Origin of the sequence: Rhizobium sp. BK512 (assembly GCF_014194915.1) — a bacterium.
Classification (GTDB): Bacteria; Pseudomonadota; Alphaproteobacteria; order Rhizobiales; family Rhizobiaceae; genus Rhizobium.
This window is the reverse complement of record NZ_JACIAS010000005.1, coordinates 452,547-468,176: the sequence shown is the minus strand read 5'-3', so window position 1 is coordinate 468,176 and position 15,630 is coordinate 452,547. Positions and strand designations below refer to the sequence as shown.

Here is a 15,630-nt window from a genome sequence, read left to right as displayed (position 1 = left end):
GAGGATCTGCATGTCGCTGAAATCAAACTTCACCAGCGCGATACAATGCAAATTGACCGCCTTGCGACGATAAGTGCTCGAGCAAGGTGTGGTCAGCCAGGCATCGGCGACTTGACGCCTCCAATAATCGCGGCTGCCGTGCCTACAGAACTCCGTCAGCCTCCAAATCCGCTGGAAACCATATATTCGATTGCCCTCGTTGCAACGGGCGCTAGCGCGAGAAGAACGAGCGTAATCGAAGTAAAGGAGACCGCCATGACGGCTGCCGGAATACAAAGATCGCTATTGAGGCATGACGAAGGAGCAGCTGCGGCCTGGACCGGATAGTCTAGATGCGCGCGCCTCTCGTTCGAATTTGCAGCGCGCAAGAATTTTCTCACGCCGGTTCTCGGGACTGTTCCGTCGTTAATAACGTACGAGGAGTGCTGGATGACCATTGGAAGCTCGTTTTTGAGGGCGTATGGGGCCTAACTACCCAAACCTTCGCTCAATCCGCTTTCGTTGCAAATTACGACTAGGTTTAAGCTTTCCATACGTATGTGTAGGTCGTTCGCGTGAGGTAGTATCCGCTTGCCTCCCATCCTCCCCGCGCCCGTCGTCTGTGTCGTCGCCGGGAGCCTCTTCGGATGCGAGCTATACCTATGGGAAACGACTTCTACACGAGGGTATAGATGCGCCCGCGATAGGTACGACGTAACTTCTCTCCATCGAAAACTCGATCGCATGAAGTCAGACCCTTCTAGTCCGCTTTGGCGATCGAGTATCGCCAACCTGTGGAGTAGTCACGATGCCCACCTTTCGCGCTGCGGCCGCTGCCGCGCTTGCTATCACCCTCGTCGCTTCCGCCTTACCGGCATCGGCGCAGGAATGGCGCCGGCCCTACTATGACGATCAACCGCAATGGCATCATCACCACGGCAACGGCGCAGCGATAGCGGGAGGAATTGCCGCTGGTGTGATCGGAGGTCTGCTTGGTGGCGCGATCGCGGGCGCTAACAACGGTCCCCGCTACATTGATCCGCAGCCAGCGCCGCGTTGCTGGTACGAAAATCGACAGGTTCCGAATTCCTACGACGGCGGCTGGCATAACGAGAGTGTTCGCGTCTGCCAGTAGACGTAACCAAGAGCTAAGCACTTGAGAAAGGGCGATGATTCGTCCCGCCTTGTTTCAAGCGACCGCCTTTCCATGCCTGACCGAAAGATTTGCGGCGGCATCAAGACGAAGCCAGCCAGAGGAATTCTGGGAAACGGACCGGGCATCTCGTCATGTCTCATGCACCACGAGAGAATGTGGCCACGGGTGGCGACCATCTACGGCGATGGCCTTCCTTCGGCAGACCAGATGCCGAGGCCGCCCTGCGAATGGGCGCGCTCGCAATTCTCACCGGTATCGCTGCCGGGATCGGAGGCCTGTCACTGGCCCTGATCCTGCATTGGATACAGCATCTCGCCTATGGATACAGCCTGCAAGCCATCATCAGTCCCGAGAGCTTCCTTCAAGGCGTGTCGAACGCATCTCCCTTTCGACGGCTGACCATGCTCGGCCTATGCGGGCTGGTTGCGGGGGTGGGTTGGCCGGTCCTTGCCAGATACGGACGCCCTTTGGTTTCGGTGACCGCGGCCGTCGGCAAGGCACTGCGACCGATGCCCGTCGGTGAAACCCTCGTCCATGGCCTTCTCCAGATCGTGACCGTAGCACTGGGGTCACCGCTCGGGAGAGAAGTTGCACCAAGGGAATACGGCGCTCTTTTCGCACAGAGGGTCTGCGCGCTTTTCGGCGCTCCTGCTGACGAACTGCGCATTCTGGTGGCATGTGGTTCAGGTGCAGGTCTGGCCGCGGTCTATAACGTTCCGCTGGCAGCTATCATCTTCGTCATGGAGGTGCTTCTCAGACGTGTTGAGCTAAAGATCGTCGTGGCAGCGCTGTTGAGCTGCTTCGTTGCGGCATATGTTTCCCGGCTGGGCCTGGGTAACGAAGTGCAATATCCGATACCTTATTTCACATCGAATGGCTGCTTGTTATTGATCAGCCTTATCGTCGGCCCACTGGTCGGTGGAGCAGGCGTTTTCTTCAGGCGGTGGACTAGCGGCTGTTCGGCTCGCGCAGCGACTGGCCTCCGGCAGGTGGCCGGCTCCTTGATCGCATTTGTGATTGTCGGCGCTCTATCGATGATATTTCCGCAATTGCTTGGCAACGGCAAGGGACTTGCAGAGCTCGCGTTTACCGACAATCTGACGCTTGGCTTCGCGGCGCTCCTCGTTCTCACCAAATTATTGAGCATCACCATAGTCCTGCGAGCCGGGGCCAGAGGCGGCCTTTTAACCCCTGGGCTCTCGATAGGAGCTCTTCTCGCCATAATGATAGGGGCCCTCTGGAACCAATGGCTTCCCAATATCGATCTTGGGGCCGTCGCGCTCGTAGGCGCCGCCGCTTTCCTATCATGCTCCATGGCCATGCCCCTCACGGCCATGTTGATTGCCGTTGAATTCACTGCTGCGCCCGCGACTTTGTATGTTCCGATCGCCATTGGAGTTCTCGGAGCATCGGCAGTTCAATATGCGATTGGGAGATATCCCTCACGTTGACGTGGGAGACGAGGCGAAGATCTTTGCTGCGCTCCATAGCCACCGCCCATCATCATGTCCTGCCACCTGCACGCCGCCAGGCCCCTGATTTGCAATGTACCGAATCGTACAAGCATGGGGTTGGCTGGATCATAGGGGCGACCCAGTCTCTCCTGCTGGAGGCGTCCCGCCACTATCTGCGGCGTTCCAAGCCGCTCGTGTTCGGACTGACATTCAGGAATCAAGAAGGATCCCGCCGCCGAGGAGATCTTCGCGACGACAAGACTGCTCGAAGACGCCCCTCCCGACGACTTCGACGCCGTCTTCTATCCCGGCGGTCAAACTCCGATGTGGAAGTGGCCAAAGACATTTGATCGCAAGCAGCGAATCCTTGTACAATTCCGGCAAGTCAGTCGCGGCTGACGGTGCACTGGAGGCCGCCAACTATTAGGTCTGTTCCAGGCAGGCGTGAAGAGCCCAAGCACCTTCGTAAAATGCTCGACCAAGCCCATCGGCTGCGTTAAGCGACACCATTGTAAAATCGACCCGCCCCGAATCGGGACGCAAATTTTGTTTTCAGTCGCGACCTCGCAAGGCTGAGGGGGCGCGTGTCTAATCGGAGGATATCGAAGTGCGTCATGCAAGGACGGTGGGAGCGGCTATCATGCTCATTGCATTGGACGGTTCTTCCCTCGCGCACGCTGGAGACGCGATTCCTCCAGCTTCTCAGCCCAAGGCGGTTGCCAGCGAGCCCGAACAGTGGCTGTTCGGCGACTGGAATGGCGCTCGCACCGACCTTCGCGACCGGGGCATCGATTTTCAGTTTGGCTACGTCGGGGAGTTTGCCGTCAATCCGGGCGGAGGCATAGAAACCAAGGCCAGGTATGCCGACCAGTATACCGCCGGAGTGACCTTCGACCTCGATAGGTTGCTTGGCGTCCCGGATGCAAAGTTCCAAGTGACGCTGACGCAGCGTACCGGGCGCAACCTGAGTGATGACGCACTTCTCGGCACCCTCCAGCAAGTTCAGGAAGTCTTTGGGCGCGGTCAGACCATCCGGCTGACGGACTTCTGGTACGAGCAGCAGTTCGCGAACGGTCTTATCGATTGGAAGATCGGGCGAATTCCAGTGAACGAGGACTTTGCAGCATTCCCCTGCGACTTTCAAAATCTCACGTTCTGTGGATCCGATCTCGGGAATCTTGTCGGTAACTACATCTTCAATTGGCCCATCAGCCAGTGGGCGACGCGCGCCAAGATCAATATCAACGGTTTCGGTTACTTCCAGGTGGGCGTGTATGACGTTAACCCCAAATATCTCGGGGTAGACGATCAGGTGCTGCCCGTCTTCTTCAGCCACTCGACCGGTGCGTTGATACCCGTCGAGATCGGCTGGCTTCCTCAGTTCGCGAACGGTGCCCTGCCGGGCAGCTACAAGGTTGGTGCCTGGTATGACACCTCGAGTGCCGATGACGTTTCCCGGGACATCAACGGTGATCCTTTCGAACTGACCGGGCTTCCCGCGCAACAGCACCGGGGCCGCTACGGTGCGTACCTGACCTTCCAGCAGCAGGTAAGCGAAAACCTCAGTCTCTTTCTGAATGCGGTCTTTGCAGACAAGCGGACATCTGTCACCGACCATCAGGTCGCTGCAGGGCTTGTCTACAAGGGATTGTTCGATTCCCGTCCCGAGGATGATATCGGCCTTGCCGTAGGCACGACGCACGTGAACAGTCGTGCGTTCGCTCCCAATAATCCGGGTGGATCCGAATACGCTGCCGAGCTGTATTACACATATCGACCGACGAACGGCCTGCTCGTCCGCCCCAATCTGCAATATATCCACCATCCCGGCGGAACGAGCGAGAACGACGACGTCTACGTGTTCGGCCTGAAAACCGCCGCCACCTTCTAGTTCGGCGGCGGTACCACTGCCCAGCGCAGGTTACAGGGCCCTTGGCTCACCAATCGTAGTAGTCCGGCAGGAGCTTCGACGTACCTGTCTGTTGCTTGTCGTGGTTGATGAAGAGCCCTGCACGGGATTTCGTCATGAATGCTATGACGCGCTCCATGGAGGCGAAGGACTCTGACTTGTCCACATCGGCTTCGGAATGATGTCGCGTTCGAAGTTGACTCCCAGGTGGATCACGTCGCCGGAGAGGATCACGTATTCGGTGTTCTCCGGATGAACCGTCAGAGATTGGCTTCCGGGCGCGTGCCCCGGGGGCGAAAGAAGCGTGATGCTTCCGTCGCGGAACAGCTCAACGACACTTGGGACCCCAGCCGAGTAGGGTGTTCGACAAGCGTCCAGGCGGGTGACGAGATTTCACCGCCGGCCGAGATCGATGCCGAGCGTCAGCAGGGCAGGATTGTCAATCCCCGCCGGAGAGGAAGTGGTCGCGTTGACGGCAGAGACGCCGGGTTGCAGAGCGATGGCGATCGGTAACGCCGCTGCCCCCAGAGCCGGAAGCTCCGAGCTGTGTTCGGCGCGCATCAATCGGGGATGCGGGCTTGCATGTCGGTGAATCATGGCAGGCAGAAGCGGTGAAGTTGCGTCGATGAGCCGGTCCAATATCTCGGCCGGCAAGCCACCGCCAATGACCACGGTATCCGGGTCGAACATGGCTTCTATATTGCGGATGGCAATACGCAGGTAGTGCGCCGCCTCGCGCAGCCAGACGGTCAATCGCGGATCATCGTCCAGCATGCAGGCCACGAGTTCTTCTGACGAAACCTCATCCGGCGTTCGGGTCGGACCGCAGATGGTCTCAGCTGCCGCGTAGAAGGAAACATATTGCTCCAGGCAGCCACGGCTTCCGCAGGCGCACAATCTGCCGCCCGGCTTGACGATCAGGTGACCGATCTCACCGGCTCCGCCGAAAGCACCACGGTAATGCTGGCCGTCGAGAACGAGGCCCCCTCCGATGCCCAGATTGAAATGCAGGTAGAAAAAGGAACGAACCGATCGGCCAATCCCGTAAAGCCGCTCGCCAATGGCGGCAACCGTGGCATCGTTTTCCACGAAGGTTTTGATACCCGTTAGATCCTCCAGTCGCGCGGTCAGTGGAAATTTCGTCCAGTCGTCACCTTCCTGAACCTTATCGTACCAGAAGGTGCCGTTCTCGACAGTTCCGGGTACGCTGCAACCGACGCCCCATACCTGCTGGCGTTCAATTTCGCCGGCCAACAGCAGGCGCAGCGCGAGTTCGCCGAGAGCATCTGCCGTGGTTGCCGGATCTCTCTCTGGCAGGGGCCTTGTTTCGCTTGCCACCACACTACCGGTCAGGTCCACGAGAAGTCCGGTGATGCGCTGATGGGCAAGGCTCAGTCCAATCGTGTACCCGCCCTTCGGATTAAGCGACAGCTCGACCGCCGGCTGACCGCGCTGGCCCGAGCGTCGGCCCTCCTGCCGTATGAGGCCGGCTTCCTCAAGCTCGGCGGCAATATTGGAAATAGCCTGAACAGTCAGGCCGATCGATTGAGCGAGCTCGGTGCGGGTAATCGGTCCGCTGCGGCGCACCGCATCGAAAACGGCCCGTCTGTTGAGCGTGCGGGTCTGAAGGAGGTTCGTGCCGGGTAGCACGCCTTCACGGTCAAGGCGCAAATTCATGGTCGCATTCTTATCATCAGCCCGATCTTTATCAAAATCCTTTTAAATAAAAAGTGTTGTGTTATCTTTCCGCCTATGACGGATGAAAAATGAAACTCCGTCTTGGCTCGAAAACGCTGAAGAGCTGGATCAGCCGGCCGCGCACAAGGCGTTTTCGGGAGCATTAAGGGTGAACGAAGAACCGGGATGACATCGATGAAATTCAATCTCACAGACAGGTAAGTTCCGTCGCATGATCGCCACGCCTGACCCGAACGCCGCCTTCTTACGAAGTTGGCGATGTTTAACTTTTGGTTGTGCTATGGAGATCTGGAACGGTGTCGAAGGAAGAAGGAAATCAAAAAATAAGTTATTAAAATCAGCTATTTGAACTCTGCATCCGACTCTCGGTACCCACTTTTCATGTGACGATGGGATCGAAAATAAAAGTGAAACACTCAACTTGACAATGCAAATTTTCCGCTGATAGCTTGTAACCAACTAGTTATTTGGTGGTAATGCGAGGCCGTCTTGCAAGCGATGATCAGCATCGAAAACGTCTCAAAATCGTTCCTCGCAAAAGGGGCGGAGGCATTCACGGCTCTGGACGACGTGTCCATGCGGATTCGTGACCGCGAATTCTTCACGCTGCTCGGTCCCTCCGGTTGCGGTAAAACAACACTTTTGCGAATTATTGCCGGCTTCGACTTTCCGAGCGCTGGAACCGTGCGGATTGAAGGGGCCGACAGCTCGGCATTGCCACCGCAAAAGCGCCCTGTGAACACGGTTTTCCAGAGCTATGCGCTATTCCCGCATATGACGGTGGCTGAGAACGTCGCCTTCGGACTGCAGATGCAGAAGGTGGTCAAATCCGATCGCCAGGCCCGTGTCGCCGAAGCATTGAGGCTGGTGCGGCTTGAAAGCATGGCCTCGCGACTGCCGGGCCAACTCTCGGGCGGACAGCAGCAGCGCGTCGCGCTCGCCCGGGCGCTTGCGCCGCGCCCGAAGGTTCTGCTCCTCGACGAACCGCTCAGCGCTCTCGATCTGAAATTGCGCCGGGAGATGCAGGGCGAACTGAAGCGACTGCAACAGGAAACCGGCATCACCTTCATCCTGGTGACGCATGACCAGGAAGAGGCGCTCGCCATGTCCGACCGTATCGCTGTCATGTCGGCGGGCCGTGTCCTGCAGATGGGCGCGCCGCGGGAAATCTACGACAATCCGAAAAGCCGCTTCGTTGCCGACTTCATCGGTGAATCCAATGTGTTGCCGGGGGCGACCGTCGGTCACGGCGCCGATATCATGGTTGCCGTGCGGCCGGAACGGATCGCGCTTTCAATGCTGGCCAGCGGTTTGCCCGGTAAGATCCGCGGCACTATCACCTCCATCACCTATCTTGGTCTGGATACGCTTTACGAGATCACGCTCGACAATGGCGAGCGTCTGCGAAGCCGAAGCCGGCAGTCCATCTCTGGCCTCGATGCCGGCCAGGCCGTCATCCTCGACTGGCCGAGCGATGCCGAACGGCATCTGGCGAACTAGGGGAGGGCAGCATGAATGCACAGCGCACCCTGACGCTCGCAGCTCCCGCTGTCCTGATGATCGGCATCTTCATGGTCGTGCCGCTCCTGGTTGCCGTCGCCTATTCCTTCATGACCGCCAATCCCTATGGGGGCGTCGACATGCCGGTGACGGCGGACGCCTATGTCCAATTCCTGTTCCAGCGGGATTTCGACGACACGCTCGTCTTTTCCTGGAGCTACGTCATAATCATCCTGCGTTCGGTTTACCTGGCCGGCCTGACGACGGCGATCTGCCTGATCCTCGGATTTCCTGTCGCCTGGTATCTTGTCTGCCAGGATGACAACCGCCGCCGCACACTGCTTTTTTTGGTCACCCTGCCGTTCTGGATCAATACGCTGATCAGAACCTATTGTTGGGTACTGATCCTGCGCGATGAAGGACTGGCAAACGGGCTCCTGAAAGCGGCGGGCGTGATCTCGACGCCATTGCCGCTGCTCTACAATGACGCCTCCATCCTGCTCGGGCTTGTCTACACGTTCCTGCCCTTCATGGTCCTGCCGATCTATTCGACGCTTGAACGCATCGATCCGCGCCTGATCGAGGCTGCCTACGATCTCTATGCCAACAGGGGCGCGGTCTTTGCCCGCGTCATCTGGCCGCTTGCAAGACCCGGGGCACTCGTCGGCGCAAGCCTCGTCTTTGCGCCCTCACTCGGCTCGTTCCTCGCGCCCGATCTGCTCGGCGGCGGCAAGAAGCTCCTGATCGGCAGCCTGGTGCAGATGCAGTTTACCTCCTCGCGCAACTGGCCGTTTGGCGCCGCACTTTCGATCCTGGTGACGATTGCCGTTCTGGCAATCTTCGTCAGCCGCTCGAAAAAAGCCGAGGAGGCACGGCTATGAGAGCGTCGCGACCGTTCGACTGGCGCCACACACCGGGCCTCGGCGCCTTTACGACCGTCATCCTGGTCTTTCTCTATCTGCCGCTGGTTATCCTTGTCGTCTACGCCTTCAATGCCAATCAACTAGTGACCGTCTGGTCCGGCTTCAGCTTGCGCTGGTTCGGCGAGGTAGCCGCCAACGAGGATATCAGGCGTGCCGCCTTCAACAGCATCATCATCGCCATTGCCGCGACAATCGCCTCCACAGTGATTGCAACGGCCGGGGCTATCGCCCTCGAGCGCGGTGACCTGAAGGGGGGGCGCGGTCTAGTTACCTCCTTGATCGCGCTCCCCCTGATCGTTCCCGAAATCATCGTCGCGATCATGACGCTGATCTTCTTTTCGGCGCTCGGCATGACCAACGGGCTTTTGAATCTCATCATCGCCCATACGGTCTTTTGTATTCCCTTCGCCCTGCTGCCGATCCAGGCGCGATTGCGCGATCTCGGCACGCGTCTCGAAGAGGCGGCGCGCGATCTCTACGCCAGCGAATGGCAGCTGTTCCGGTATGTCACCTTTCCGCTGCTGCTGCCGGCAATCTTCGCCGGCGCCCTGATGGCCTTCGTCGTCTCGCTGGATGACTTCCTGATCAGCCTGATGGTGTCCGGCGCCGGATCGACCACATTACCCGTCTATGTCTACGGCATGATGCGCCTCGGTGTGACGCCGGAGGTCAATGCCATTTCCACAATCCTGCTCGGCATCTCGCTCGTGCTCGTCACCGGCGCGCTACTGCTCGGGCGAAACAGCCAGAACAACAAACAATCATAACAAAGAGGGTGAACATGAAAAACGCAAAGAGGATGCTGGCAACGGCCAGTCTGCTTGCCATCGTCGTACCGGCTATCGCCCGCGCTGACGCCGGCGTCCTGCATATCTACAACTGGACGGATTACACGTCCGAAGAGATGGTCAAGAAGTTCGAGGCCGAAACCGGCATCAAGGTGACGATCGACACCTATGACTCCAACGAGACGGCGCTCGCCAAGATAAGCTCGGGGGCTGCTGGTTACGACGTGATGATCATTTCCAACGACTTCGTGCCGATCTTCGTCAAGCAGGGCCTGTTCGAGAAGGTCGATGTGGCCGGAATGCCGAACTTCAGGAATCTCGATCCGAAGTGGCAGAAGCGCCCCTGGGATCCGAGGGCCGAATACACCGTGCCCTGGGTCTGGGGGACGACCTCCTATTCCGTCGATACCGCCGCCTACAAGGGGCCGACCGACAGCCTGAAGGCGTTGTTTGAACCTTCCGACGACCTGAAGGGCAAGATCGGCATGTTCGGCTCGCCATCCGAAGTCATGTCGCTTGCGCTCCTCTATCTCGGCAAAGACCAGTGCAACAGCAATCCGGCCGACCTCAAGGCGGTCAATGCGCTGCTCGAAGCGCAGAAGCCCTTCGTGAAGGTCTATAATTCTGACGGCACGACCGAGCGGCAGGTCTCGGGCGAAACAATCATGCACGAGCAATGGTCGGGCAAGGCGCTGGCGTCGCGGCTGCAGAAGCCGACGGTCAAATATGTGTTCCCGAAGGAGGGCGTCATCGGCTGGATGGACAATGTCGCCGTGCCGAAGGGCGCGCCAAATGTCGAGAACGCCAAGAAGTTCCTGAACTTCCTGATGGATCCCGAAAACATCGCCCTGCAGCAGAAGTCGACCGGCTATCAGAGCGCCGTGACCGGCTCCGACAAGTTCCTGCCGAAGGAAACGGGTGAATCGCCGGAATTCAATCCGCCGGAGGACCTGAAGATCGTCTTTGCACCGGCCTGCGAAGAAAAGGCGACCCGTGCCTATGACCGCATCTGGACGACGCTGCGTCAGTAACCGGCGATGTTTGCGACAGGAGCGGGCCGCGGAGGCCCGCCACTTCCCGCTTGAGACCGACGGAGGCAGAGCCTCCGGGCCATGAATTCGAGGACAGAACGATGAATGAGACCGTCAATCCCGCCAGCCTGAAACCCGCTGCCGCGCCGCCGCCGCCGGAGCATCTGCAGGCGCTGAAACCGTTGAGCCCCGATGAGATCAATGTGGTTGTCGCGACCGTGAAGGCGGACCCCGAGCTTGGCCCTGGCGTTCTCTTCGAAAACATCGACCTTCGCGAGCCGACGCCGGCCGAATATCGTGCCTATCTCGATGGCGCGCCGCTGCCGCGCGAGGCCCGCGTCAACATCAACCATCTCGAGGTGCGCGGCGTCTGGCAACTGATCGTCTCGATTGCTCACAAGGCGATCATCCGCCGCAAGCATTTTCCGACCGCGCGCGCAGGCTTCATGGTCGAGCAGATGATGAGCGTGGAGGTCAACGTCAAGAACGATCCGCGCTTCATCGAAGCCTGCCGCAAGCGTGGCATCGCCGACATGACCGGCGTCATCGTCGATTCCTGGTCGGGCGGCAATTTCGGTCACGAGGATGAGGAGGGCCGGCTGATCTCGCATACCTTCTCTTGGCTGCGCGTCCATGAGTTCGGCAATTATTACGCCCATCCGATCGAAGGGCTGAATGCCGTCATCGATGTGAAGACCGGCGAGGTGCTGCGTGTCGACGATTATCCGGATCACCCGCCGATCCCGATGACGCGCTATGACTACGATCCGGAATTCCTCCCGGCTCCAGCCGCACCCCTGAAACCGCTCGACGTCGTCCAGCCCGATGGCGTGAGCTTCACCATCAAGGATCACGCGATCTCCTGGGACAACTGGACGCTTGCCATCGGCTTTACGCCGCGCGAAGGGCTGGTGCTTCACGATATCCGCTATGACGGACGCTCGGTCGTGCGCCGCGCTGCGGTGGCCGAACTCGTCGTTCCCTATGGATCGCCTCTCTACGGTCATGCCCGGCAGAATATTTTCGACGTTGGTGAATATGGCTTCGGCAAGCTCACCAATTCGCTTCGCCTTGGTTGCGACTGCCTCGGTCAGATCCAGTATCTCGATGCACATGTGAATGGCCTCAACGGCGAGGTCGTCACCATCGAGAAGGCGGTCTGCATTCACGAGGAGGACGCAGGCATTCTCTGGAAACACTGGGATTTCCGCACGGGCCGCACGGTCCTTCATCGCGGCCGCAAGCTCGTGATCTCGAGCATCTGCACCGTCGGCAATTATGAATATGCCCAATACTGGTATCTCGATCAGGCTGGCGAGATCGAATTCGAGATGAAGGCGACGGGCATCGTCAACACCAATGCCTGCCATCCCGGCCAGCCGGACAAATATTCCACGGAAATCCATCCCGGCCTCGGCGCGCCGATCCACCAGCATATTTTCTGCGCCCGGCTGGATATGGCGGTCGATGGCAGCGGCAACAGCGTCGTCGAAACCAATTCCTACATGGAGCCTTATAGCGAGAGCAATCCCTATGGAAACGCCTTCCATGCCGTCGACACGGTCCTGAAGACCGAGCTTGCTGCCGCTCGCAGGGCCGATCTGTCCACGCATCGCAGCTGGAAGGTGGTCAACCCAAACAAGCTGAACCATGTCGGCAAGCCCGTGGCCTACAAGCTGCATGCGCCGAACTGCGTCACACCGATGATACAGGAGGACGGCCCTTCGGGTATCCGCTCCAACTTTATCCGCAATCACATCTGGGTCACGCAGTTCAATGAGAACGAGCGCTATCCGGGAGGCGAATTCGTTGCCAATTCCGACGGGAGTGACGGTCTTGCCGAACTCGTGAAACAGGACCGTAATGTCGACAATACCGACATCGTGCTCTGGCACAGTTTCGGCCTGCACCATGTCGTGCGCGCGGAAGATTTCCCGGTTCAGCCCTGCATTTCCTGCGGCTTCTCGCTGGCGCCGGCAGGCTTCTTTCCGGTCAACCCCTCGAACAATCTGCCGCCCGTCGTCAACAAGGCGAGCGTGCTGGCTGGGCAGGGCGGGGGAAGCTGCTGCTGCTGAGACCAGGTGAAGGCCGGCGATATCCCCTGCCGGCCTCCCGCCCCAAGACCCTCAAGATGTCAGGGATTACGGCAATGACAAGACAGGAGACAAGCCGGACCGCTGCCAATTACGGCATGCTGCTATCAGGTCTCTCCGCCTGGGCCGTCCTCTCCTACATGCCGCAAACATTCGGCGAGATCATCTGTCGAGCCGGCAGACTGTCCCCCGACGTTGCCGGCAGCCTAGCGGAGCTCGCGCTTTCATGGCTGGCCATGATGGTCGCGATGACGGCGCCCGCCGCCTTTCTGGCCCGCGCGCTGAACCGTGAGCGGTTTGCGGTTGGCGAGAAACGGATCGAGACGGGTGTGTTCTCGTCGATCCCTATGCTTGTGGCCGTCGCGCTTGCAGGTGCATTCGGCGAATGGATGTTTCGATCGGCACGCCTTGTCGATGATAGCGGCCGTTTCATCGCGCCGGTTTTTGTGCCGGCCGTGCTTGCGTGCGCGGTCCTGCTCCTGCTGCGCGGTCTCTCGCGAAACCGGGCGGCCTGTCGCACGGCCTGCTGTCTCGCCATGGTCCTCCTGCAGCTTGTCGGAGGCGCCACCAACATGGTCTGGATGGCCGCATTGGCTGCCTGGATGGCGCTTGAAAGCGTGTTTCCCTGGCGCCGCGAACTCGCCGTCTTCGGCGCTTTGACACTTTGCTTCGCCGCCAGTTTTTCCCTGCTTCGAGGAAGCGGCTGATGCTCCCACGACCCCAATACCTGCCTGCTAAACAAGAGGAGATTTAGATGGGCTTCCTGTCCTACAATCCGAACGATGGACAATTGATCGGCACCTATGAGGAGCATAGCGAGCGCGAGGTCGAGGAGATCCTGCAGCGCTCGCATGAAACCTGGAGACAGTGGTCCGCCACGTCCCTACAGGAACGAGCGGCATTCCTGAACCGGCTTGCCGACCTTCTGGAGCAGCGTGTCGATGAATATGCTGCCCTGATCGTCGCGGAAATGGGCAAGCCTTTTGCCGAAGCGCAGGGCGAAATCAAGAAATCGGCCTTTGGCGCAAGGCATTTCGCAAGCGATGGTCTTGCCTATGTCAGTGACGAGCCGATCGCCGGCACGCCGGCCAAGATCGTCTACCAGTCGATCGGTCCGATCTTCGGCATCATGCCGTGGAACCTGCCTTTCTGGCAGGTGCTGCGCTTCTTCATTCCGGCGGCATTGATCGGCAATACCGTTATCGTCAAGCACGCGGAAACGGTGCAGGGATCCGCAGCGGCAATCGAGAAGCTGATCCTCGATGCCGGCGCGCCGCGCGGCCTCTATTCGAACCTTGTGATCGACCGCAAGCGTGCCCCGGCTGTAATCGCCGATCCCAGGATCGCCGCTGTCACAGTCACCGGCAGCACGGCAGCCGGCCGGGCTGTGGCCGAGCAGGCGGGCTCGCTCGGAAAGAAGGTCGTGCTGGAACTTGGCGGTTCGGATCCCTTCGTTGTCTTCGATGATGCGGATTTCGACAAGGCCGTGCAGATGGCGGTGGTGTCGCGCTATTCGAACAATGCGCAAAGCTGCATCGCCGCAAAGCGGATCTTCGTTCATGCGCCGATCGCCGAGCGTTTCACCGCCGCCTTCGTCGATGCGGTCAGGCGCATTCAGGTTGGCGACCCCATGAAGGCGGAAACCAAGCTTGGGCCGCTCGCCCGTTCCGATATTCGCGACAATGTTCAGCGGCAGGTCGAGGATGCCGTCAAGGCGGGCGCGCAAGTGCTGACCGGCGGCAAGCCGATCGGCGGTCCCGGCTTTTTCTACGAGCCGACCGTTATTGTCGGTCTTCCGAAGGATGCCGCGGTTGCCCGCGAAGAATTTTTCGGACCGGTCGCCATGCTCTACACCTTCAAGGACGAGGATGAGGCGGTCGCGCTGGCAAACGACACCGAGTACGGCCTCGGCGCAGCCGTATGGAGCGGCAATCCGGACCGCGCCGAGCGCGTCGCGTCTCGGATCGAAGCCGGCGCCGTGTTTATCAATGATTTCGTGCGCTCCGATCCGCGCGCGCCTTTCGGCGGCGTCAAAGGCTCGGGTTTCGGGCGGGAATTGGGCAGCCTTGGCGCGCGTGAACTAGCCAATGCCAAGCTTGTCTGGAAGGGCGCATAATCAAAACTGAAGAGGCCAGCCGGATTGGCCGGCTGGCCTCTCGATCGTCGGTTGGACGATATGACCGGTTGGACTTATTGGGCCGCAGGCTTCAGCGCGGCACGCGCAAGAAACAGGGCGCCCTCGACCGGAGAAACTGTCAGTCTATGGACCGCGAGCCGGGGATGCTCTTGACGCAGCGCCACCTTGAACGCTTCGAAGAGTCGTGACTGATTGACGATGACGCTTCCCGCGACCACCACGTCATTGCCGGTGGCGCCGCGATTTCTGAGTTGGCCGACAAGTGCAGCAAGATCGGCGGCGCCCTGAGCTATGACCTTTGCTGCAAGCAGCGATCCCCGGTCCGCCGCATCGAAGATGGCAGCGCAGTGCGGCGCCCAGTTCTCGGCCGTCGGGTCGTCATTGACCTTGCGGGTCAGCCGCTCGGCATCCTCGACGTCGAAATCCTGGATCAGGGCGGAGAGCAGTCCGTCATCAGGCCGACCTTCGTCATGCGCCTTGAGCGCCGCGCGTGTCGCCTCGCGCACGAGGGCGGCTGCCCCGCCTTCGTCACCGATCACGCATCCCCAGCCGCCTGCCGACAGCGGCTGTCCGTCAGGATCCGTTCCAACCGCGATCGCGCCTGTGCCGGCGATGACGCCGATGCCGGTCGCAAAGCCGGCAGCGGGCACGATGAGCGCTGCGTCATTGACGGCATGAACGCGGTAGCCGCGATCGAGCAGGGCCGCTTCGAGCGCCCGCGCGGTATCCGCACGGTTGATGCCTTGCGCACCGAAGGCGATCGAGGCGGCGGCAATATCTGAAGGCAGATTGGCTTTCAGCCGTGCGGCCAGCCAATCGGCGCCATGGGCCGCGGGTTCTGCATCCCAGTCATGGCTGCTGATGACCGTATCGAGGATGCGATCGCCCGCCAGCGTCTCGACGACCAGATGCGTCTTGGTTCCGCCGACATCGAGCGCGACGAGGCATGTTTTGCCAGTCAT

The 15,630-nt window shown here is 59.8% G+C and carries 13 protein-coding genes; 10 read left to right on the top strand and 3 right to left on the bottom strand.

From position 1 onward, the window contains the following. The first annotated feature begins 787 nt into the window (after positions 1–787). The 3 genes from FHX06_RS20115 to FHX06_RS20105 all read left to right on the top strand — a co-directional run bounded on the left by FHX06_RS20115 (position 788) and on the right by FHX06_RS20105 (position 4,480). Entirely contained in the window at positions 788–1,114 is a 327-nt protein-coding gene (locus tag FHX06_RS20115) for a hypothetical protein (RefSeq protein WP_112542619.1), read from the top strand. Positions 1,115–1,362: 248 nt separating this feature from the next. Next, entirely contained in the window at positions 1,363–2,586 is a 1,224-nt protein-coding gene (locus FHX06_RS20110) for a chloride channel protein (RefSeq protein ID WP_210300575.1), read from the top strand. 643 nt (positions 2,587–3,229) lie between these two features. Next, the gene (locus FHX06_RS20105; protein WP_113212792.1) at positions 3,230–4,480 is read left to right on the top strand and encodes a carbohydrate porin; all 1,251 of its coding nucleotides are present in this window, start codon (positions 3,230–3,232) and stop codon (positions 4,478–4,480) included. A 46-nt stretch (positions 4,481–4,526) separates the two neighbouring features. Here FHX06_RS20105 and FHX06_RS20100 read toward each other — a convergent pair whose 3' ends face one another. Next, a complete protein-coding gene (locus FHX06_RS20100; protein WP_162738581.1) occupies positions 4,527–4,664 on the bottom strand; it encodes a hypothetical protein in 138 nt (45 codons plus the stop codon). Between the two features lie 227 nt (positions 4,665–4,891). Further along, positions 4,892–6,175 carry an ROK family transcriptional regulator gene (locus tag FHX06_RS20095; RefSeq protein ID WP_113212793.1) on the bottom strand — a complete coding sequence of 428 codons (1,284 nt, stop codon included), beginning with the start codon at positions 6,173–6,175 and terminating at the stop codon, positions 4,892–4,894. 519 nt (positions 6,176–6,694) lie between these two features. Here FHX06_RS20095 and FHX06_RS20090 point away from each other — a divergent pair. The 7 genes from FHX06_RS20090 (at position 6,695) to FHX06_RS20060 (ending at position 14,647) form a co-directional block, all read left to right on the top strand. Beyond that, the gene (locus FHX06_RS20090; RefSeq protein ID WP_183880699.1) at positions 6,695–7,696 is read left to right on the top strand and encodes an ABC transporter ATP-binding protein; all 1,002 of its coding nucleotides are present in this window, start codon (positions 6,695–6,697) and stop codon (positions 7,694–7,696) included. 11 nt (positions 7,697–7,707) lie between these two features. Next, entirely contained in the window at positions 7,708–8,577 is an 870-nt protein-coding gene (locus FHX06_RS20085; RefSeq protein WP_113118002.1) for an ABC transporter permease, read from the top strand. Beyond that, positions 8,574–9,386, top strand: coding sequence for an ABC transporter permease (locus tag FHX06_RS20080; protein WP_113206558.1), 813 nt, complete (start codon positions 8,574–8,576; stop codon positions 9,384–9,386). The genes FHX06_RS20085 and FHX06_RS20080 overlap by 4 nt, the downstream gene beginning before the upstream one ends. A 14-nt stretch (positions 9,387–9,400) precedes the next feature. Then, complete coding sequence (locus FHX06_RS20075; protein WP_183880603.1) at positions 9,401–10,438, top strand: extracellular solute-binding protein; 1,038 nt, start codon at positions 9,401–9,403, stop codon at positions 10,436–10,438. Between the two features lie 101 nt (positions 10,439–10,539). After that, positions 10,540–12,513 (top strand): primary-amine oxidase, encoded by a 1,974-nt coding sequence (locus FHX06_RS20070; RefSeq protein ID WP_183880601.1) that lies wholly within the window; start codon positions 10,540–10,542, stop codon positions 12,511–12,513. A gap of 74 nt (positions 12,514–12,587) precedes the next feature. Further along, complete coding sequence (locus tag FHX06_RS20065; protein WP_183880599.1) at positions 12,588–13,238, top strand: DUF2182 domain-containing protein; 651 nt, start codon at positions 12,588–12,590, stop codon at positions 13,236–13,238. A 47-nt stretch (positions 13,239–13,285) separates the two neighbouring features. Then, positions 13,286–14,647 (top strand): NAD-dependent succinate-semialdehyde dehydrogenase, encoded by a 1,362-nt coding sequence (locus tag FHX06_RS20060; RefSeq protein WP_183880597.1) that lies wholly within the window; start codon positions 13,286–13,288, stop codon positions 14,645–14,647. A 74-nt stretch (positions 14,648–14,721) separates the two neighbouring features. Here FHX06_RS20060 and FHX06_RS20055 read toward each other — a convergent pair whose 3' ends face one another. Next, positions 14,722–15,630 carry an N-acetylglucosamine kinase gene (locus FHX06_RS20055; RefSeq protein WP_018114295.1) on the bottom strand — a complete coding sequence of 303 codons (909 nt, stop codon included), beginning with the start codon at positions 15,628–15,630 and terminating at the stop codon, positions 14,722–14,724.

Excerpts from the sequence above, each read along its gene's own strand:
- FHX06_RS20115 (WP_112542619.1), top strand. The coding sequence starts at position 788 with ATGCCCACCTTTCGCGCTGCGGCCGCTGCCGCGCTTGCTATCACCCTC.
- FHX06_RS20110 (WP_210300575.1), top strand. The coding sequence starts at position 1,363 with ATGGGCGCGCTCGCAATTCTCACCGGTATCGCTGCCGGGATCGGAGGC.
- FHX06_RS20105 (WP_113212792.1), top strand. The coding sequence starts at position 3,230 with ATGCTCATTGCATTGGACGGTTCTTCCCTCGCGCACGCTGGAGACGCG.
- FHX06_RS20095 (WP_113212793.1), bottom strand. The coding sequence starts at position 6,175 with ATGAATTTGCGCCTTGACCGTGAAGGCGTGCTACCCGGCACGAACCTC.
- FHX06_RS20090 (WP_183880699.1), top strand. The coding sequence starts at position 6,695 with ATGATCAGCATCGAAAACGTCTCAAAATCGTTCCTCGCAAAAGGGGCG.
- FHX06_RS20085 (WP_113118002.1), top strand. The coding sequence starts at position 7,708 with ATGAATGCACAGCGCACCCTGACGCTCGCAGCTCCCGCTGTCCTGATG.
- FHX06_RS20080 (WP_113206558.1), top strand. The coding sequence starts at position 8,574 with ATGAGAGCGTCGCGACCGTTCGACTGGCGCCACACACCGGGCCTCGGC.
- FHX06_RS20075 (WP_183880603.1), top strand. The coding sequence starts at position 9,401 with ATGAAAAACGCAAAGAGGATGCTGGCAACGGCCAGTCTGCTTGCCATC.
- FHX06_RS20070 (WP_183880601.1), top strand. The coding sequence starts at position 10,540 with ATGAATGAGACCGTCAATCCCGCCAGCCTGAAACCCGCTGCCGCGCCG.
- FHX06_RS20065 (WP_183880599.1), top strand. The coding sequence starts at position 12,588 with ATGACAAGACAGGAGACAAGCCGGACCGCTGCCAATTACGGCATGCTG.
- FHX06_RS20060 (WP_183880597.1), top strand. The coding sequence starts at position 13,286 with ATGGGCTTCCTGTCCTACAATCCGAACGATGGACAATTGATCGGCACC.
- FHX06_RS20055 (WP_018114295.1), bottom strand. The coding sequence starts at position 15,630 with ATGACTGGCAAAACATGCCTCGTCGCGCTCGATGTCGGCGGAACCAAG.